Annotated in this window: 2 protein-coding genes (1 of these 2 cut by a window edge); both read right to left on the reverse strand. The window is 73.0% G+C overall.

Annotation, left to right across the window (positions count from 1 at the left end; all coding sequences use genetic code 11):
* Positions 1 to 16,677 carry a non-ribosomal peptide synthetase gene (locus RDV84_RS19880; RefSeq protein WP_309151343.1) on the reverse strand — a complete coding sequence of 5,559 codons (16,677 nt, stop codon included), beginning with the start codon at positions 16,675 to 16,677 and terminating at the stop codon, positions 1 to 3.
* Positions 16,674 to 21,531, reverse strand: the 3' portion of a protein-coding gene (locus tag RDV84_RS19885) for a non-ribosomal peptide synthetase (protein WP_309151344.1). Its footprint extends 14,114 nt past the window's final position; 4,858 of the gene's 18,972 nt are visible here — the last part of the coding sequence; its start codon lies beyond the right edge, outside the window — the gene reads right to left on this strand; it ends in the stop codon at positions 16,674 to 16,676. Before RDV84_RS19885 ends, RDV84_RS19880 begins: the two co-directional genes overlap by 4 nt.

Genomic DNA, 21,531 nt, shown 5'->3' on the forward strand with positions numbered 1-21,531 from the left:
TCAATCGCCATGCCCGGCTCCTTGCGCGTCGGCGGCCGCGGTGTCCAGCCACTCCTGCGCATCGGCGGGATCGGCCTTGCCGTCGTAGATCGCCTGCAGCCAGGCGTCGACCGAACCCGGCGCGGGCGTCGTCGCCGCGGCCGGCGCCGGCGACTGCGCCAGGACATGCCCGGCGAGATCGCGGATCGTCGGGTACTCGTAGATCTTGGTCGGCCCCAGCGCCACGCCCAGACGCTGCTCGATCATCGGCAGCCATTCCACGCCCATCACCGAGTCCATGCCGAGGTCGACGAAGGCGGTGTCGATGCCGACATCGGCCGGCTTCATGTACAGCACCTCGGCCAGGGTTTCGCGCAGCACGTCTTCGATCCGGCGCAGTGGCGCCGGCGCGGCGTCGGGCGCGACGTGCGGCACGGCGGCGGCCACGACCTGCGCCGCGGCCGCGACCGGCGCCGCAGGCTGCGACTCGGCCGTGTGCGACTCGGCCGCGCGCGACTCAGCCGCGTGCGCGTTCGCCGGCGTGTCGGCGCCCTGCCCGGCCGCGGGCCTCTGCCCGGCCACATAAGCGGCCAGTTCGCGGATCGTCGGGTACTCGTAGATCTTGGTCGGCCCCAGCGGCACGCCCGAACGCTGCTGGATCATCGGCAACCATTCCACGCCCATCACCGAATCCATGCCGAGATCGACGAAGGCGGTGTCGAGCGCGATGTCGCCCGGTTGCATGTACAGCACTTCGGCCAGGGTCTCGCGCAGCATCGTCTCGACTTCGCGCGAAGCGGCACGGGGATCGCTCACCGATGCGGGCGGCGCAGCGGGCGCGGCGACCGCCGGTGCCGGTGCGGCCGGCGCGGGATCGCGGACGGGCTGCGGCGCGACCGCGGCCACGCCCGCGACGGACGCCACGCGGCCGCGCAACACATCCGGCGCCCAATAACGCTCGCGCGCGAACGGATAGGTCGGCAGGCTCAACCGGCGCGGCCGCCGCGCATACAGCCGCTCCCAAGGCCAGTGCGCGCCGGCGACCCATGCCGCCAGCACGCGCTCGTGCTCGCCGCGTTCGACCAGCGCCGGCAAGTCGCCGGCCGGCGCGGACGCGCGCTCGGGATCGGCGACACCGTAATGGCAGCCCTCGCGCCCGCCGGCCGCGAACGCGTCCAGCTTGCGCGCCAGTTCGGCGATGCTGCGCGCCGACAGGCCGAGTCGGTGCGCATGATGTTCGCGTCCGGTCTGCAAGGTGGCGGCGATCGCGTCCAGGTCGGCGTCGCCGTAGCCGTCCGCCGCCAGGCTCGCCGACAGGCGCCGCGCGGCGTCTTGCAGGCGTTCGGCTTCGCTGGCGCTGAGCACGATCAATGCCGGCCGCTGCGGCTGCGGCGCGGCATCGCGCGCGGGCGCCGCGGCCAGGAACTCCTCGACCAGCAGGTGCGCGTTGGAACCGCCCGCGCCGAACGAGGACACCGCCGCCATGCGCGGCGCCGGCGTGCCGTCGGCGCGGCGTCGCGCCGGCCACGGCTCCAGCGCGCGCTGCACCGCGAACGGCGTGCGGGCGAAGTCGATGTTCGGATTGAGCCGCTGCGCGTGCAGCGTCGGCACCAGGGTCGCGTGCTTGAGCTGCAGCAGCACCTTGGTCAAGCCGGCGATGCCGGCCGCGCTTTCGCAGTGGCCGATGTTGGATTTGACCGAACCGATCCGGATCGAACCCGGTTCGAGCGCGGCCGGTTCGTGCGCCTCGCCCGCCTCGGCTTCGCCCGCTGCCGCCTCGGCGCGCTCGTGCAAGGCGCGGGTCAACCCGGCGATCTCGATCGGGTCGCCCAGCGCGGTGCCGGTGCCGTGCGCCTCGACGTAGCCGATCGCGGCGGGGTCGACGCCGCTGCGCTCCAGGGTGCGGCCGATCAGGCGCGCCTGCGCCGCGGCGTTGGGCACCGCGAAGCCGTTGGCGCGGCCGCCGTGGTTGACGCCGCTGCCCTTGAGCACGGCGTAGATGCGGTCGCCGTCGGCAACGGCGCGCGCCAGCGGCTTGAGCACCACCGCGCCGACGCCCTCGCCCGGCACGTAGCCGTCGCCGCCTTCGCCGAACGCCGCGCAGCGGCCGTTGCCGGAGGCGAACCGCGCCTGCGACAGGCCCAGGTACTTGTTCGGATGCACCGACACATTGACGCCGCCGGCGATGGCCACGCCGCATTCGCCTTCGCGCAGGCTGGCGCAGGCCAGGTGGATCGCGCTCAGCGACGACGAGCACATGGTGTCCACCGCCAGCGACGGCCCCTGGTAATTGCCGAAATAGCTGACGCGGTTGGCGACCGAGCCGATGCCCGAGCCCAGCGCCAGCGGCTCGCCGGCCATCTGCGCCTGCGCACCGTACAGTTGGTACTCCGCGTGCATCACCCCGACGAACACGCCGACGCCGCCGTGCGCCTGCGCGCCGTGGTTGAGCGCTTGCCGGGTGTAGCCGGCGTCTTCGACCGCCTCGTGCGAGCACATCAGGAACAAGCGTTCCTGCGGGTCCATCATCGGCGCTTCGCGCGGCGAGATGTTGAAGAAGCGCGGATCGAAGTCGGCGACGCCGTCGATGAAGCCGCCCCACTTGCTGTAGCTCTTGCCGGACGCGGCCGGGTCGGGATCGAAGAAGCCTTCCAGGCTCCAGCGCTCGGCCGGGATCTCGCCGACGCAATCGACGCCGGCCTTGAGGTTGTCCCAGAACGCGGCCAGGTCCGGCGAGCGCGGGTAGCGTCCGGCCAGGCCGATGATGGCGATGTCGTCGCGGTCGCGGGCCGGCGTCGGTTGCGGCGCGGGCGATGCGAGCGGCCGCTCGTGCGTTGCCTCGCTCGAAGCTGCCTGCGTCGATGCCGCCTGCACCGAGACCGTCTCGATGCGAGCCGGCGCGGCCGTTTGCGCGGCGGGCGCGCGGCGCGTCGCCAGATATGCGGCCAGGTCGGCTACGGTGGCGTATTCGAAGAACAGCGTCTTCGACAGCGGGCCGTGGTTCTTCTCCAACGCCGCGGTCAGCCGCACCGCGATCACCGAGTCGATACCGAAGGCGTCGAAGCCGTCGCCGGCGCGGATCCGCGCCGGAGCGATCATCAACTGCTCCGACAAGAACGCGCGCAATGCGGCGACGGCGTCCTCGGGCGCGGCCGGCGCAAGCGGCGCGGGCGGCTCGGACGCCTGCGCCGACACGGTCTCGCGCGTGGCTTCATGGCGCGCGGCGCGGGTCGGACGGTCGCCGCCGTCGCCGTCCGTGGGCGCCGTTCCCAGCGCCGCGCGGATCAGCGCGGGGTCGCCGTGGGCGACCGCGACCTGCGCATGCGGCGAAGCCAGCGCCCGCTTCAGCGCCGCCACCCCGCTGTCGGCGTCGAGCGCGGCGAAACCGCGCCGGCGCATCTGTTCGACCGTCTGCGCCGGCAAGCGCATGCCGTGCTCGCTATGCCAGTACGGCAGGCCGAGCGACAGGCTGCGGCCGCTGCGTTCGCCCAGCGCCTGCAACTGGCTGCGGTACTGCGCGTACTCGTCGAGGAAGGCGTTGGCGGTGGCGTAGGCGGCCTGGCCGTCGGCGCCGGTGCGCGCGGTCAGTGAGGACAGCAGCACGAAGCAGTCCAGCGGCAGATGGCGCGTGGCCAGATCGAGGTTGCGCGTACCGGCCACCTTCGCCGCAAGCGCTTGGCCGAGCTCACCAGCCTGCAGCGCGGCCAGCGCACGGCGATGGGCGACGCCCGCGCACTGCAGCACGCCGTGCAGCGCGCCGTGCTGGGCGAGGATCTCCGCCACCAGTTCCTCGACCTGGACGCGGTGCGACACGTCGACGCAGCGATAGGACACGTGGGCGCCCAACCCGGACAGGCGCTTGAGTCGCTCCAATCCGGCCGCGTCGAGATCGCTGCGGCCGGCGATCACGATCTTCGCGCTGGGATGCGCGCGGGCGATGTCGGCCACCAGCGCCGCGCCGATGCCGCCGAGTCCGCCGGCGATCAGATACACGCCGCCGTCGCGCCACGGCGTCGTCGTCGCGTCCGCCTGCGGCTGCGAACCGGACAGTTCCACTTCGCGCAGGCCCGCGCCGTCCAGAGGCAGCGCGCGCACGCGCGAGACCGCGTCGGCCTGTGCATCCACCAGCAACAACTGCGCGCGCAGCGGCCGGGACGATTCGGCTTGAGCCTGGCGCAACAGCGCCGCCAGCGCGGCGTGCAGGCGGCCGGCGCCGCGCTCGGGCACGGCCAGTTGCAGCACGGCCGGGGCGTCGCCGCCCTCGCCCATCAGCTCCTGTGCGTGCGTCAGAGCCTGTGCGGCATAGGCGGCGAAACGTTCGGCGGGATCGGCGGCGGCGCTGTGCAACGCGCGGCGATCCGCGGCCGGCGCCAGCCCGTCCAGGGCGGCAGCGGGCACGTCGCAGGCGAGCAGGCGGCGATGCGCGCCGTCCGCCGGCGCCACGTCGCCAGCGGTATCGGGCACGAAGAACAAGGTCCGCGGCGCAGCCGCGGCGCACTCGCCGTGGCGGTACGGCCGGCCGCTGAGTCCCTGCAGTCGCACGCAGACGCGGCCGTCGTCGTCGCACAGATCGATGTCGGTGCGCGCCGCGCCCGGCGCCGACGACGCGCGGCGCACGACCACCCAGCACGAATCCGGGCAAGCTGCGAACCATTGCAGACGATCGAGCGCGAACGGCACCGAGGCGGCGCCGTCGCTGTCGGCGTGCGCCGCGTCGGCGACGCCGAAGCCGGCGGCCTGCACCGCCGAATCCAGCAAGCCTGGCGGCAGCGCGCAGCCTTCGGCGTCCGCTGCGGGCAAGTGCAGGCGCGCGAGCACGAACGCGCCCAGCGCATCGGCGCCCGACTGCACCTCGACCAGGCCGCGGTGCGATGGGCCGTATTCCACGCCCATCGCGGCCAGTTCGCGGTAACACGCCTCGCCGCTCAAGGGCGCGCCGACCAGCGCCGCGCGCAGCGCGTTTAAATCCTGCGCGGGTGTCGGCCCGGCATCGGCCCGCAGGCGCACGCTGGCGCGCACGCACGGCGCAGCGGCGCGCGCACCCTCGCCAGCGTCGCGCTCCTCGCGCACGAATTCGCAGACCAGTTCTTCGCCCTGCGGGCGGACGTGGATATGCAAATCCACCGGGCCGTCGCCGGCCATCACCGGCTTGAGCCAGACCACATCGGCGATGCTGGCCGGCGCACCGGCCCCGGACTGCGCCGCGAGCGCCGCCGCGGCCCGCGCCATTTCCAGGTAGGCCACCGCCGGCAGGATGCGCTGGCCGGCGACGCTGTGATCGGCGAACACCGCCTCGCGGCCGCTGAAGCGCGAACTGAAGCGCAGCCCTTGCAGATTCGAAGTGTTGCGATGGACCAGCGGATGCAGGTACGCGGCCGCCTGCGACCGTCCGCCCGCACCGGCGTCTGCGCCGGCTGCCGCCGTGGACGCCGCCGGCAGCGCGCCGATCCAGTAGCGTTCCGGCGCGAACGGATAGGTCGGCAGCGCGATGCGCCGCGGCCGCGCCTGCGGATACAGCCGCTCCCAGTCGACCCGCGCGGCGCCCGCGACCCAGGCCTCGCACAACCGATCCAGCTTGCCGCGCGCCAGCCAAGTGTCGATCAGCGCCTGCGCGTCTTCGTCTTCGCGCAGCCATGACAGGCCGTTGCGGCCGCGCTGCGCCTGGCCGGTGTGGAACTGTTCCAGTCCCTTGCGCCGTTGCAGGAAGCCTTCAAGCTTTTCGCGCACCTGCGCCAGCGAATCGGCGACGAACGCCAACCGCGACTCCATCGCTTCGCGGCCGACCTGCAAGGTGTAGGCCAGGTCCGCCAACTGCGACTCCTGCAGGCCGCTGCAGGCCTCAAGCAGTTGCCGCACGCGTTCGCGCAGGCGCTCGTCGTCCTTGGCCGACAGCGGCACCAGCACCGGCGCGCCGGACGCGGCCGGAGCCTGCGCCGGAGCGGCGTACTCTTCGAGGATGAGGTGGGCGTTGGCGCCGCCGGCGCCGAACGAGGACACGCTGGCGATGCGCCGCCCGCCCGCGCGCGGCGCCTGCCACGGCGAAAGTTCGCGCTGCAGGCGGAACGGGCCGGATTCGAAGGCGATATGCGGATTGACCCGCTGCGCGTGCAGCGACGGCGCCAACTGGCGGTGCTTGAGCTGCAGCAGCACCTTGGTCACGCCGGCCACGCCGGCGGCCGCTTCCAGATGGCCGATATTGCTCTTGACCGAGCCGATCGCGCAGAAGCCGCGCGCGTCGGTGGACGCGCGGAACGCCTGGGTCAGCGCTTCGATCTCGATCGGATCGCCGAGCTCGGTGCCGGTGCCGTGGGCTTCGACGAACGAGATGTCGTCCGCGCCGATCCCGGCCTTGGCGATCGCGGCCTTGACCAACTCGCGTTGCGCGGCCGGATTCGGCGCGGTGTAGCCCTTGGCCTTGCCGCCGTGGTTGATCGCGGTGGCGCGGATCACCGCGTGGATCGGATCGCCGTCGGCGACCGCGCGGGCGAGCGGCTTGAGGATCAGCACGCCGACGCCCTCGCCCGGCACGAAGCCGTCGCCGCCTTCGCCGAAGCTCATGCAGCGGCCGGAGGTGGACAGGAACCGGCCCTCGCACGAAGCCACGTAGCGCGACGGATGCAGGTTGAGATTGACCCCGCCCGCCGCGGCCACTTCGCATTCGCCGCGCAGCAGGTGTTCGCAGGCTTCGTGGATCGCGGTCAGCGAGGACGAACACATGGTGTCGATCGGCATGCTCGGCCCTTGCAGGTCGAACAGGTAGGACACGCGGTTGGCGACCGAGCCGAACGAGGTCTGCGGATGGATCGCGTCGCCGCCGGCGTCCTGGCCGCTGGCGCAGCGCTCGAAGCCGGACTGGGAAATGCCGGCGAACACGCCGACCCGGCGCTGGTGGCGGCTGGCCAGGGTGTCGCGGGTGTAGCCGGCGTGCTCGAACGCGCGCCAGGTTTCCTGCAGGAACAGCCGCTCGTGCGGATCGATCGCCATCGCCTCGCGCGGGGCGATGCCGAAGAATAGCGGATCGAAGTCGGCGAAGCCGTCGATGAAACCGCCCCACTTGCAGTAGCTCTTGCCCTCGGCGATGGCCTTGGCCGGATCGGCTTCGTAGAACCCCTGCAACGGCCAGCGCTCGGCCGGGATTTCCTCGACGCAGTCCTCGCCGCGGCTGATGCGCTGCCAGAACTGGTCCAGGTCGGCGGCGCGCGGATAGCGTCCGGACACGCCGATGATGGCGATGGCGCGGTCTTCGGCGGCGGGCCGCGGCGCGCTCGCCGGTTGCGGCGCCGGCGCGGCGGCGGCGGGCGGCGCGGCTTCGCGCACGCTGGCCGCGGGCGCGGCATAGGCCGCAGCGGGCGCGGGGCGCGGCGCGGCCGCCGGCGCGGCGTGCGCCGGTTCGGGCTTGCGCGGCGCCGGCACGAGGCCCTGCGCGGCGAGCGGCTGGGTGGCGATGAAATGCGCGGCGATCGCGGCCACGCTGCGGTGTTCGAACAGCACCGTGCTGCTGACCTCGGCGAAGGTCTCGCGCAGTTCGTTGGCGATGCGGATGGCGAGGATCGAATCCACGCCGTAGTTCTCCAGCGGTTCGTCCGCGTCGATCTCCTCGGCCGGCTGCTCCAGGGTGCGCGCGACCACCGCGCGGACCAGGGCGATGGTCGCGGCGCGCACGTCGCCGGCGTCGGGCGCGGTCGCGGCCGGCGCAACTGCGGGCGTGGGCGCGGGATTTTCAGCGACGGGCGCAACGGCAGGCGTTGCCGCCGCCGTGGGCGACGGTTCGGTCTGCGTCCCGGCGTCCAGCGACTCCAAGTGCATGGCCAGCGCACGCACGCAGGGATGCTCGAACACGATGGTGCTGGACACATCGGGGAAACGCGCTCGCAGCGCGTTGGCCAGGCGGATCGCCAGGATCGAATCGACGCCGTAGCTCTCGAACGGTTCGTCGGCGTCGATGTCCTCGACGGTCAGCTCCAGCGTCTGCGCGACCGCGCTGCGCACGAAGCGCAGGACGTCCTCGCGCCGGGCGGCCGACACCGACGCGGTCGCCGCCACCGGCGCCGGCTCGTGCGCCGCCACCGTCACGGGCGCCGGCTCGGTTGCGGGCATCGCGGCCGCTGGCGCGGGCTGCTGTTCGCGTGAAGGCACCGCCGTGCGCTTGTGTCGAAACACTCCGTCGCTCTCCGCAATGATGATCTGCTGCCCGAATCGATGCGCGTCCGCGGCCGGGAACCGGATCGCGCGCAAACCTTCTTCTTCCAGCACCCGGCGCCACGCGGCCGGCGCCAGCCCGGGCGAACCGGGTTCGCGCAGCCAGCCGTCGCGGTGCGCCCACCAGCCCGGCAACAGGCCGAAGGTGAGGTGCGCGAACAGTTCGTGGCCGCGCATCTCGTTGATCACCAGCAGGCCGCCGCGGCGCAGCGCGCTCTTGGCGTGGCGCACCGCCAGGTGGATGTCGCCGGTCGCGTGCAGCACGTTGGTCGCCACGGCGATGTCGTAGCCGCCGCAATCGACGCCCTGCGCGGCCAACGGCCGCTCGATGTCGAGCAGTTGGCAGCGCAGGTACGGCGCCAGCGCCCGGTATTCGCGCTCGGCGTGGCCGAGGAACGCGCGCGAGACGTCGGTGTAGCGGTACTCGCCGACCTGCGCCGCATGCGGCTTGAGCGCCTGGAACAGATGCACGCTGGTCGCGCCGGTGCCGGCGCCGATCTCCAGCACGCGCAGCGGCGCGCCGGGCTCGGCGCGCAAGCGCTGCTCGGCGTAGCCGGCGACCATGCTCGCCGCGATCCGGTTGAAGTAGTCGATGAACGGATTCTTCTTGTAGACGTCCTCGACCCGCCGCACCGAGGCGTCGGCGAACATGATCGCGGTGGCGTCGGCGCGGCCGGCGAGGATGTCCGGCAACGCGCGCAGCAGCGGCGCGACCAGAGCGGCATGGGCGCGCTCGCTCTCGTCGCGCAGCGGGCCGGCGAAATACGCCTCGACCGCGACCCAGTCGGCCGGCACCGGGCCGGACGCGAACTCGCCCTCGCCGATCTCGCGCAAGCGTCCGGTTCGGCACAGGAAAGCCAGCGCTTCGCGCAGCCACGGGCCATACAACTCGGGCTTGCCCAGACGCGCATGCAGCGCCGGCCAGGACAGCCGCTGCGGCCGGCCCGATCCATCGCCGCCGAAACGCTCGATCTGGACCAACAGGCCCGAGGCCAGCGCGGCATCCAATTCGTCGGACTGTTCCGATTCCGGCGCGGCCGGCGCCGCCACCAACGCGGTGTCGGGCACGGCGAAGCGCAGCCCCGCCGCGGCGGAGGCGATCCGGATCGTTTCCTCGCGCAGGATCGGCAACGCCGCGCCGCCGTGCGCCGCGCTGCGCTTGAGCAAGGCCACCTGGTCGAACGGCCCGGCCAGCGCGGCCTCGATCACCGGCATCGCCTCCGCCGGCTCGATCGAGCCCTCGCCGATATGCAGCATGCGGCGCCGGTGCGCGTTGGAGGCGACGATGCCGACGCTGCCCCAGTAGCCCCAGTTGATGGTGCGCGCGCCGGCATGGCCCTTGCGCCGCAGCCAGGTCGCCATGGCGTCGAGGTAGGCGCTGCCGGCGGCGTAGCTGCTCTGCCCGGGCGAGGGGTTGAAACTCTGCAGCGCCGAGAAGAACAGCACGAAATCGGCCGGGCGGTAACGCGCCAATGCGCCGGCCAACGCGGCGGCGGTGGCGATCTTGGACGACAGCGCATCGGCGAACGCGGCCTCCTCGACCGCCATCACCCCGCGGTCGTGCAGGGTCAGCGCCGAATGCACGAAGCCGTGGACGACGCCGTGTTCGCTCTCGACTTGCTTGAGCGCGGCTTCCAGTTCGTTGCGCTTACGCGCGTCGACGCTGAGGTAACGCACGCTGCCGCCGAGGCCGGAAAGCTGCCGCAGCGCGGCGCCGATGGTTTCGTCCTGCTCGCGCCGCCCCAACCAGACGATGTGCGCGCGGTAGCGGCGCAGCGCGTACTCGCTCCAGGCGCGGCCGAGCCCGCCGGCGCCGCCGAGCACGACGTAGACGCCGCCCTCGACCATGCGGCTGCGCGGCGAATCCGGCAACTGCGCGGGCACCAGGCGGCGCTGGTAGCGGCTGCCCTCGCGCAGGGCCAGCGAGCTGTTTTCCGGGTCGGGCGCCGCGTCGAGCAACGCAGGCCACGGACAGCGGTCCAGCGCGTCCAGATCGCAGGCGCGCACCGACCAATGCGGGTACTCCTTGGCCAGCGAGCCGAGGAAGCCGTGCACGGCGGCCTGGGCGGGATCGCCGCATTCGTCGTTGCGCACCGCCAGCGCCTGCGCGGTCAGCGCGAGCAGATGCAGCGGCCGCGCCTCGAAGCCTTCGCGCAGCAGCGCCTTGGCCAGGCGCAGGCAGCGCAGGACCTGCGCATCCGCGGCGACGCCGGCGGCCGCGCCTTGCGCGATCCAGACCACATGGGTCGGCCGCAACGCGCGGATCGCGACGATGGCTTCGACCTGGGAATGCTGCGGCTCCAGTTCGCGCAGCTCGGCTTCGCCGCAGGCGGCGAGCAGACCGTCGCGCAACGCGGCATCCGCGCCGATCAGCAGAATCCGGCGGGCCGATGCCTCGGCCGCCGGCAGCGCCGCTTCAGGCGGGCCAAGATCGTCCCACACCGGCACCAACGGCAGCGCGCCGAGCGGCAGGCCGGTTTCGGTTTCGGTTTCGGCCTGTGCTTCGGCTGTGGCCGGCGCCGCGACGGCGGCCGACGCAGCCGCGCGAGGCGCCTGGCTGTGCGTTTGCACCGGTGCCGCGGCGATTTCATCGCCGGCGCCCGACACCACCCGCGCGCTCAGACCGGCGATCTCCACCGCGATCCGCCCGTGTTCGTCGCACAAACTCAGGTCGAGCTTGTTCACCGCCTGCGAACTGTCCGCCGCTTCGCGCACCAGCACCCAGGCGCTGTCGCCCGGCGCCTGCGCGATGCGCACGCGGTCGATGCTGAAAGGCAGCGTCTGTTCGAGTTGGGCGCCGTCCAGCGAGGCATCGTCCGCCTCCGGGTCCGACAGCGGATCCAGGCCCAGGCCGATCGACGCCTGCAGCGCCGAGTCGAGCAACCCCGGATGCAGGACGTAGCGCTCGTCGCGCTGCGCCTGCGCGGACAGGCGCAGGCGCCCGAGCGCGAACCGGCGCCCGTCGCCATCGACGCCGGCGCGGGTATCGACCAGGGCGCGCAGCGAGGGGCCATAACGGCAGCCGAGCCGGTCGAACAGCGCGTAACAGTCCGCGCCGGCGATCGCGCCGCCGCACTGCGCGCGCAGCGCGTCGAAGTCGAGCCTGCGTTCGGCGCCGGCGGACGACGCATCCGCGCCGGCCAGCGATGCGCTGCCTTCGCAGTGCACGCACTCCGCGCCGTCCGCCTGCGTGCTGGCGACCTGGAACGCATATCCGCCGCTCGCGCGCTCAGCGACGCTCACATGCACCGCCAACGGCTGCGGACCGACGATCAGCGGCCGCAGCCAGCTGACGTTGTGCAGGGTGATCCCCGTCTGTTCGCTGCGCAGCGCCTGGGCGAGCGCGACGCGGGCCATTTCCAGGTAGGCCACCCCGGGCAACAGGCGCGCGCCGCGCACCTGATGGTCGGCGAACACGAACTCGCCGCCGTCGAACACGCTGGTGTAGCGATGCCGGCGCAGGCTGGAGTCGTTGCGATGCAGCAGCGGATGCAGGACCGCGACGGGCGCCGGAGCGAGAGCCGGCGCTGCCGTCGGCCGACCATGCCGGGTCAGCGCGAACGGATAGGTCGGCAAGGCGACGCGTCGCGCCTGCCCGGCGTCGCCGAGCGCGCGCCAGTCGATGTCCGCGCCGGCCGTCCAGGCCGCGGCGATCTTGTCCCACTGCCCGCTGCCGGCCCAATGCGGCAGCAGCTGCGCCAACTCGTCGGCGTCGTAGGCCGGCTTCGCCGCCGGCGCGCTGGTCGCGGAGAGGAATCCGCGCAGGCCTTCGCGCAGTTCGTCCACGCTCTGCGCCAGAAACGCCAGCCGGCAGGCGAACGGCTCGCGCCCGACCTGCAAGGTGTAGGCGATGTCCTCCAGCGCAGGCTCGCCGACGCCGCGATCGAGGAACGCGAGCAGGTCGGCGGCGTACTGGCGCAGCCGCTCGGGCTTGCGCGCCGACAGCGGCACCAGGCAACGGCGCGGTTCGCGCGCTGCCTGCTGCGGTGCATGGAACTGCTCCAGCAGTGCGTGAGCGTTGGTACCGCCGATGCCGAACGAACTCACCCCGGCGCGGTGCGGCGTCTCGCGCTGCGGCCACGGTGTGCGGCGGTCGACCACATAGAACGGCGAATTGGCGAAATCGATGGCCGGATTCGGCCGCGCGTAGTTCAGCGACGGCGGGATCTCGCCATGGCGCAGGCTCAACGCGACCTTGATGCAGCCGACCAGACCGGCCGCGGTGTCGAGATGACCGAGGTTGCTCTTGACCGAGCCGATGCCGCAGAACTGCCGGCGCCCGGTGTGGCGGGCGAAGGCCTGGCCCAGCGCCGCCAGCTCCAGCGGATCGCCGAGCCGGGTGGCGGTGCCGTGGGCCTCGATATAGCCGATGCTCTCCACGTCCACGCCGCTGTCGCTCAGCACGCGCTCGATCACCCGCGCCTGTCCGCCGGCGCTGGGCGCGTAGTAGCCGGCCTTGTCGGCGCCGTCGTTGTTGACCGCCGTGGCGCGCAGCAACGCATAGACGTGATCGCCGTCGGCGATGGCCTCGCGCGCGCGCTTGAGCAGCACCACCGCCACGCCTTCGCCGCCGAGCATGCCGTCGGCGTCGGCGTCGAACGGGCGCAAGTGGCCGTCGCTGGAGAAGTTCATGCCGCGCTCGGCGACGTAGCCCAGCGACTCGCTCGCCGACAGCGTCGCCGCGCCGACCAGGGCGTGGCGCGCATCGCCGGCGAGCAGGCTGCGGTACGCGGTGTGCAGCGCCACCAGCGACGACGAACAGTTGCTGTGCACGAACAGGCTGGGGCCGCGCAGGCCGAGTCGGTGCGAGATCAGGGTCGGGATCGAACCGGGCTGGCTCCAGGCCGAGGCGACGTACTGCTTGGAGCTTTCCATCAGCGTCCACGGCGTCGGCGCGGCGTCGGCGTGGTAGCCGGCGTTGGCGGCGCTCATGAACACGCCGGCGTCGCCGATCGCGGCGGTGCGGTAGCCGGCGTCCTCGACCGCTTTCCACGAATGCTGCAACAACAGGCGCAGCTGCGGGTCCATCGCCTGCGCGTCCTGCGCCGAGACCTGGAAGAACTCGGCGTCGAAGCAATCCTTGTCGTGGATCGCAGCGCGCGCGGCGACCAGTCCCGGCCGCGCCAGCACGGCCTCGGGCACGCCGGCCGCGCGCAGGACCTGCGGATCGAGGAACTCGATACTCTCCACGCCGTCGCGCAGGTTGTCCCAGAACTGGCGGTGGTCGCGGGCGCCCGGCAACTGGCAAGAGATGCCGATGATGGCGACGCAATCGTCGAGGCGGTCCGGCTCGGATCCGCGCGGCTGCGGCGCGGGCGCTGCCGGGTGTCGCGTGTCCTGCGCCGGGACGGCAGCCTGCGCGACACCGGGCGCGACAGCTTGCGCGACGATGTGCGCGGCGATCCTGCGCACGCTGGCCAGGTCCAGCAGATGGGTCGCGTCGAACGCGATGCCGAAGGCTTCGGCGATGCGCCGCGCCGCGCCCACGGCCAGGATCGAGTCGCCGCCGATGTCGAAGAAGCCCTGATCGACGGGCACTTCGCGCAGGCGCAGGACCTCGCCGAGGATCGACGAGACGGTGGCTTCGATATCGCGCTCGCGCAGCATCGCCGGCGGCTCCTTGAGGTCGGGGTCGCGCAGGCGCGCCAGCAGCGCGTCGCGGTCTACTTTTCCGTGAGCGGTGGTCGGCAGCCGGGCCAGGAACTCGACCCGCGTCGGCACCATGTAGTCCGGCAGACGCTCGCCGATGTGCCGGCGCAGCGCGGCGGCATCGGGCGCGGCGTCGGCGCCGGTCACCGCGAAGGCGACCAGCTGCCCGCGCTGCGGCCACAGCGCCACCGCGCACTGGGCGACGCCCGGATGCGATTGCGCCGCGGCCTCGACTTCGCCCAACTCGACCCGCGAGCCGCGGATCTTGACCTGGGCGTCGGCGCGGCCGACGAACTGCAGCTCGCCGTCGGCGAGCAGGCGCACGCGGTCGCCGGTGCGGTACATGCGCGCGCCCGGCGCGCCGTAGGGATCGGCGACGAAGCGTTCGGCGGTGAGCGCGGCGCGGCCGAGGTAACCGCGCGCCAGCGCGGCGCCGGCGACGAACAGTTCGCCGACTTCGCCCGCCGCCACCGGCTGCAGCGTGCGCGGGTCCAGCGCGCGCGCGGCGGTGTTGGCGATCGCCCGGCCGATCGGCACCGAGCCGGGCGCGAACGCATCGGCCCGCTCCGGATCGCACGGCTTGAACGTGGCGCAGACCGTGGTCTCGCTGGGGCCGTACGCGTTGACGAAGCGGCAGCGCGGCATCCAGCGCTGCGCCAGCGCCGGCGTGCATTCCTCGCCGGCCACGATCAAGGTGCGCAGGTGCGGCAGCGGCGTCGCGTCCAGCAGGGTCAGCGCCGACGGCGGCAACGTCGCCACCGCGATGCGCGCCTCGCTCATCAGGCCGGCGAGCCGGTCGCTGCGCTGCAGCGAGCCGTTCGGCGCCAGGTACAGGGTCGCGCCGGCCGACCAGGCCATCGCGATTTCCCACACCGAGGCATCGAAGCTCCACGGCGCGAACTGCAACACGCGCTCGCCCGCGCCGACGCCGAACGCGGCGGCTTGCGCCTGGGCGAGATTGGCCAGGCCGGCGTGGGTCAGGGCCACGCCCTTGGGCGCGCCGGTGGAGCCGGAGGTGTAGACCACATAGGCGAGCTGCCCGGGATCGATGACCGGCACTGCGCGTTCTTGCGCGGCGACGGCGGCGATCCGTTCCAGAACCAGCGTGCGCGCGACCGGACACGGCAACTGCCGGCTTTGCGCTTCCCGCACGATCAGGGTCGTCGCGCCGGCATCCTCGATCATGAAACGCAGCCGCTCGGCCGGCAGTTGCGGATCCAGTGCCAGGTACGCGGCGCCTGCCTTCCACACGCCCAACAGCGCGCACAGCGCGTCGTTCGAGCGCTCCAGCAGCAGGCCGACGATCGCGTCGGCGCCGACCCCGGCGCGGCGCAGTTCGGCGGCGATCGCATCCGAGCGCGCGTCGAGTTCGCCGTAGCTCAGCTGCGCATCCGCATCGACCACGGCCAGCGCCGCCGGATCGCGCCGCGCCTGCGCCTGGATCGTATGCGGCAGGGCTTGCCACGCGGCGGCCGCGACCGGCTCGGCCAGGCTCGCCAGCGCGGCGTGGATCGATGCGGCCAATTGATCCAGCCAGGCCTCGGCCGTGGCCTCGGGCACGCGCCCGGCATCGTGATCGAAGTACAGCACCGGCCCGTCTTCGCGCTCGGCCACCTTGAACGCCAGCGGATACTCGCCTTCCTGGTACAGCCCTTCCACCGGTTCGAAACGCACGCCGGCCCATTCGCGCGCCAGCGCCGGAAGCGCGAAGAAACCGCGGTTCTTGTACTCGAACACGGTATCGAACAGCTCGCCCTGCCCCGCCCGCCGCAGCTCGCGCGCGACCCGCGGGAACGGATAGTCGGCGTGGCTCAGCGCCTCGCCGAGCCGCTCGTGGGTGCGGCGCAGGCGCTGCGCGAGCGGCGCCTGCGGTTCGCGGTCGCCGGGCACGACGATGAGATTGACGAAGCAACCGACCGTCGCGTCGAAGTCGCGGTGCGGGCGACGCTCGACCGCCATGCCGACGCCGGCGCCGGCACCGGCGCGGCCGCCGGCCGCGGCCAACAGTTGTTGGTACAAGGTCAGGTAGAACGCGGCCGGGGTGATGCGCAGACGCGCGCAGGCGGCGGCGACGGCGCGCCCGGCGTCGGCGCCGAGTGCATGGCGCAGTGTGCGCGGCCGCACCGGTCCAGCGACATCGGCGCTGAGCGCGGGGCCCGCGTGTTGCAGCGCTTGCAGCCAGTAGCGCCGCGCCTGCTCGCCCGCCTCGCTGGCGACGAACTCGCGTTCCCAGCGCACGAACTCGGCGAAACCGCGCCCCTCGCCGACGGGCGCGGCGGCCTGCGGCGACGCGCCGACGGCGCGCTCGTAGGCGCGACACAGGGTGTGCAGGAACGCGTCCACCGAACCGCCGTCGAACGCGATGTGGTGGACCGCGATCAGCAGCAACCCGGTGTCGGAACCGCGCGAGTACAGATCGGCGCGCATCCACGGCCCGCGCTCCAGCGCGAACGGTTCGCGCAGGCGCGCCTGCATCGCTTGCGCCAGTTCGTCTTCGCTCCAGCCCTCGGCGGCGTATACGGCGAACGGCAGGGCGTCGGCGGCGACCGCCTGGCGGAGCGGGCGGCCGTCGCGCTCGACCACCGCCGATGCCAGCGCCGGGTGCGCCCGCAGCGTGGCGATGCACGCGGCCCGCAGCGCCCGCGGGTCGAGCGGGCCGCTCAGGCGCAGGCAGATCGGGATGTTGTAGGCGAAGCCGTGCGGCTGCGCGCATTGCAGCATCCACAGGCCCTGCTGGCCTTCCGACAGCGCGTCGTCGTCCGGCGACGGCAGCGACTGCAGACGCTCGCGCAGTTGCGCGCGGGTAAGCTCGCCGCGCTGAAAGGCCGCCAGCAGGTCGCGCACATTCATCGCGCGGCCTCCGCGTCGATCGCGCCGGCATGCGCCGCGCGGATTTCGGGCAGCCGCGCTTCGATCAGCGCCTGCGCGGCATCGAGGTCCAGCTGCCCGGCTTCGAAACGGTCCAACAACGCCTCCAACGAATCTTGCGGTGCGGCCGGCGCCGCCGCCGCGGCCGCGCGGCTAGCGAGCCGGGCACCGACGTAGGCGGCCAGCCCGACCAGCGAGGGGTGTTCGAACAACTCGCGGCCGGAGACCTCCAAGCCGTAGCGATGCCCGATCTCGCGCATCAGCCGCATGCTCACCAGCGAATCCGCGCCCAGGTCGTGCAGGTCGGCATCCGCGGTCAGTTCGCCCGGCGCCAGCGCCAGCGCGCGTTCGAGAAAGCCGCCGATGAAGCTGGCCGGATCGTCGCCCGCCTCGTGCGCATGGGCTGCGACGGACGGCGCCGCGACTGTCGCGGCGGCGGGCGCCGCCGGCTGCGCCGGGGCGTCGATCCAGCAGCGTTCGCGCGCGAACGGATAGGTCGGCAGCGGCACGCGCCGCGCATCGGGCCCGAACAGCGGGGCGAAGTCGGGCGTGGCGCCGCGCACGAACAACGCGCCCAGCCCCTGCAGCGCGGCGCGACGTTCGTGCGGCCGGGCCGCGGCGTCGAGGCAGTGCGCCGCCTCGCGGCCCAGCGCGTCGAGTTCGCGCGCGTCCAGTCGCGCCGGCGCGACGCCCGGCGCCGCGGCGAGCGCGGATTCCAGCGCCGCGACCGCTTCCGCGACGCTGGACGCCACGCAGGCCCAGCGCTGTTCGAAATGCTGGCGCCCTTGCAGCAGGGTGTAGCCGACCTGCATGCAATCGAGTTCCGGCCGCTCGCGCAGGGCCTGCAGCAGGCGTTGCTGGCTGGCGCGCAATTGCTCGGCCGAGCGCGCCGACAGCGCCAGCAACCACGGCGCGGAAGCGGTCGCCGCCAGCGGCTGCGACGGCGCTTCTTCGATCACCAGGTGCGCGTTGGTGCCGCTGAGCCCGAAGGCGCTGAGCGTGGCGCGACGCGGTCCGCGCTCGGGCGCCGGCCAGTCGCGCAGCGCGGTGTTGACGTAGAACGGGCTGTCGGCGAAATCGATGTGCGGGTTGCCGTCGCGGAAATGCAGGGTCGGCGGAATCTGACGATGCTGCAGCGACAGCAACACCTTGAACAGTCCGGCCATGCCGGCGGCCTCGGCGGCGTGGCCGAGATTGCTCTTGACCGAACCGATCGCGCAGAAGCCGCGGCGGGCGGTGCGCCGGCGGAACGCGCGGGTCAGCGCCTGGAACTCGATCGGGTCGCCCAGCGCGGTGCCGGTGCCGTGCGCCTCGGCCATCTGGATCTGCTCCACATCGATGCCGAAGCGCTCGTACACCTCCAGCTCCAGTTGCTCCTGGGCCACGGCGCTGGGCGCGGTGAGGCCGTTGCTGGTGCCGTCCTGGTTGATCGCGCTGCCGGCGATCACGCCGACGATATGGTCGCCGTCGGCGAGCGCCGCCGACAGCTTCTTCAGCACCACCATGCCGACGCCGTCGGACGGCACGAAGCCGTTGGCGCGCGCGTCGAAAGCGAAGCAGCGGCCCTGCGGCGACAGCATGCCGGCGCGGCTGCCGATCAGATGGAACCAGTGCGTGCACTGCACGTGCACGCCGCCGGCGATGGCCAGTTCGATCTCGCCCATCCACAGCGCCTGGCAGGCCAGGTGCACGGCGACCAAGCCGCTGGAACAGGCGGTGTCGACGGTCATCGCCGGGCCGCGCAGGTCCAGGTGATAGGCGATGCGCGAGGACAACAGCGCGGTGGAGCTGCCGTGCATCGCCGCCGCGGGCAGTTCCGCGGCGGACAGCAACTGGGTGTAATCCTCGCCGCTGCAGCCGACGTAGACCCCGCACTTCTTGCCGGCGACCACGCGCCCGGCGTAACCGGCGGCTTCCAGCGCCTTCCAAGATTCCTCCAGGCACAGCCGCTGCTGCGGGTCCATGTAGGCGGCGTCGGCGCGCGAGATGCGGAAGAACAGCGGATCGAAACGGTCGATGTCGCGCACGAAGCCGGCATGACGGCAGACCGGCTCCTCGCCGTCGCCCGGCCACGCCGCGTCGGGCCAGCGCGAGGCGGGTTCGATCAGGTCGCGCCCGGCGGCGAGGTGGCGCCACAGCTCGGCGCTGTCGTCGGACTGGGCGAAGCGGCCGCTCATGCCGATCACGGCGATGGGTTCGCGCTGCGGCGGCGCTGCGGATCGCGGCGCGGCAGCGGCCTGCGCAGGCTCGGCCGCGGCCGGAGCTTGCGCTTGCGCGGAGGGTACCTGCGCGCCCATGGCCCGCAGCGCCTCGGCGCGATGCGCCTGCAGCACGTAGACGGCGAGTTTGTCGAGATTGGGATGGTCGAACAGGCAGGTCGCAGCCAAGGCGATGCCCAAGGCCTGATTGATCGCCCGCACCACGCGCAAGCCGATGATGGAGTCGACGCCGTAATCGGCGAACATCGCCTGCGCATCGAGCAGCTCCGGCGCCATCCGCAGCGCGCCGCATACCTCGCGCGCCAAGGCCGCGCGCACGAATTCGTCGAGCGCGAACGGATCGTGCGATGCGGCGGCCGCGAGCGCAGGAACGCCCTCGCCCGCTTGCGCGCCGGCGTCGATCCACTCGATCCGGCCGCCGTCGATGCGCAGGCGCCGGTCCGGGTCGAGCCCTTCGACCTCCAGCGAGCGGTGCGTGCGCAGGAAACCGAGCTGGCGGCACGGCCCGCTCAGCAGTGCCTGCAGCGCCGCACCGCCGGACGCGGCATCGATGAATTCGATTCCGATCTCGTGCAGTTCGCGCGTGCGGCGCGGATCGTCGATGGTCCAGTAGCCCCAGTTGAGGGTCTTGGCCGGCACGCCGAAGCGCTGGCCGAGCAGGCGCGCGAACGCGTCCTGCCAGGCGCAGGCGGCGGCGTAGTGGCTTTGTTCGCGATTGCCGATGAACGAGACCAGCGAGGAGAAGAACACCAGGCCGCCGGGCGCGTCGCCTCCGAAGGCCTGCGCGATGCGCACCGCCGGCGCGGTCTTGGCATCGAACGCCGCCTGCAATTCGGCGCTGGACAGCCGCGCGGCCGGCGCCAGCGAGAAATGCGTGGTCGCGACCAGCACCGCGTCGATGCGCCCGCAGCGCGCCAGCACCGCGGCGCGCACTTGCCGCAACGCGTCGAGATCGCTGGCGTCGGCCTGGTAGTACAGCGGGCGCTGCGCGGCGGCGAAGCCGGCCAGGACCGCATCCACTTCACCGGCGGGGCGGCGTCCCACCCAGATCACGGTCGCCGCGTGCTCGGACAACAAATAGTCGGTGACGTGCCGACCGACGTGGCCGGCGCCGCCGACCAATACATAGACGCCGCCGCGGCGGAAGCCGCCCGCCGCGGGCCCGCCGCGTTCGACCGCGATCAGCGCGCTGCGCCGCCAGCCGTCATGGCGATGCGCGTACACCGTCGCCCGTCCGGGCACGGCGCGCAGCGACGCCAGTACGTCCAGGCCGGGTTCGTCGAACCCCTGCCCGTTTCCGCGCGCCAAGTCGACCAAGGCGAACGCGCTGTGGCGATAGTCCTTCGCCGCCGAGCGCAGGAAGCCGGCGACCGCGGCCTGGGCCGGATCGACCGCCTCATCGTCGTCCACCGATTGGCCGCAGCGCGTGACCGCGACCAACTCGATTGTGGGGTCGGTGCGATGCAGCGCCTGCAGCAACGCCGCGCATTGCTCCACGGCCTGCGCCGGCGCCTGCAACAACGAGTCCCAACCGTCCGCCAGCGAAGCCGGCGCGAACCACACGATCTTGGCGATCGCTCGCCCGGCCAGCGATCGCTCCAGCGCGCCGCCGCCGTTCCAGTCGACGGCGATCGCACGCTGCGCGGGCAGCGTCGACAAGCCGCGCAATTGCGCGGCTGTGGCGTTGATCACGAGCAGGTCGCCGGCAGGCACGGACCCAGCCGGCTGGGCGACGGCCTGCCAGTGCGGAACCAGCAGGCAGTCGCTGCCCGCGTCCGAAATCGCGGCGGTGGTCGGCTCAAGCGCGGCCGGTGCGGCGGCGACGGCTTGCGCGGGCAGCGCGGGCGCGGCCCGGGCGACCCGCGCCGGCTGCGCCGCGACCGGCCAATAGTGTTCTTCGGCGAACGGATACGTCGGCAACGCCGCCAGCGAAGGCCGCTGCGGATACAGCACCGACCAATCCACCGCCGCGCCCGCGGCCCAGGCCGCCAGGACCGGTTCGAAGCGTCTTTCGCGCAGCCAGCCCTGCACGGTATGCGCCGAGACAGGATCGCCGCCGCGGCCCGGCGCGCCAACGTGGATCGCATCGGCCGACGCGGCGCCGTCGGCGAACCGGCGCAAGATCGCGATGGCCTCCGCCGGCGACGTGGCGATGAATCCCACGCGATGCTCCATCGCTTCGCGCCCCAGTTGCAGGGTCGCGGCGACAGCTGCCAGATCCGCGCGCTCCGGCCCGCCGCGCTCGAGCGCATCGGCCAGTCGCCGCGCGTACACGGCCAGGCGGTCGGCGCGCCGCGCCGACAACACCAGCAACGCCGGCGCGCCGGTATCCGCAACGACGGCCGGCGCCTGCGGATACTCCTGCACGACCACGAACGCGTTGGCGCCGCCCGCGCCGAACGAGGACACCGTCGCCGTGCGCGCAATCTGCGAACCGTCGCCGCGTAGCCGCCGCGTCCACGGCTCGGCGCGCTGCTGCAGCACGAACGGCGTGGCGTTCAGATCGATATTCGGATTGGGTCGCTCGCAGTGCAGCGTCGGCGCGAGCTCGCCATGGCGGAACTGCAGCAGCACCTTGGTCAGGCCGGCCACGCCGGCGGCCGCTTCCAGATGGCCG

The sequence above is a fragment of the Lysobacter yananisis genome, from assembly GCF_031199375.1.
Taxonomy (GTDB): domain Bacteria; phylum Pseudomonadota; class Gammaproteobacteria; order Xanthomonadales; family Xanthomonadaceae; genus Lysobacter; species Lysobacter yananisis.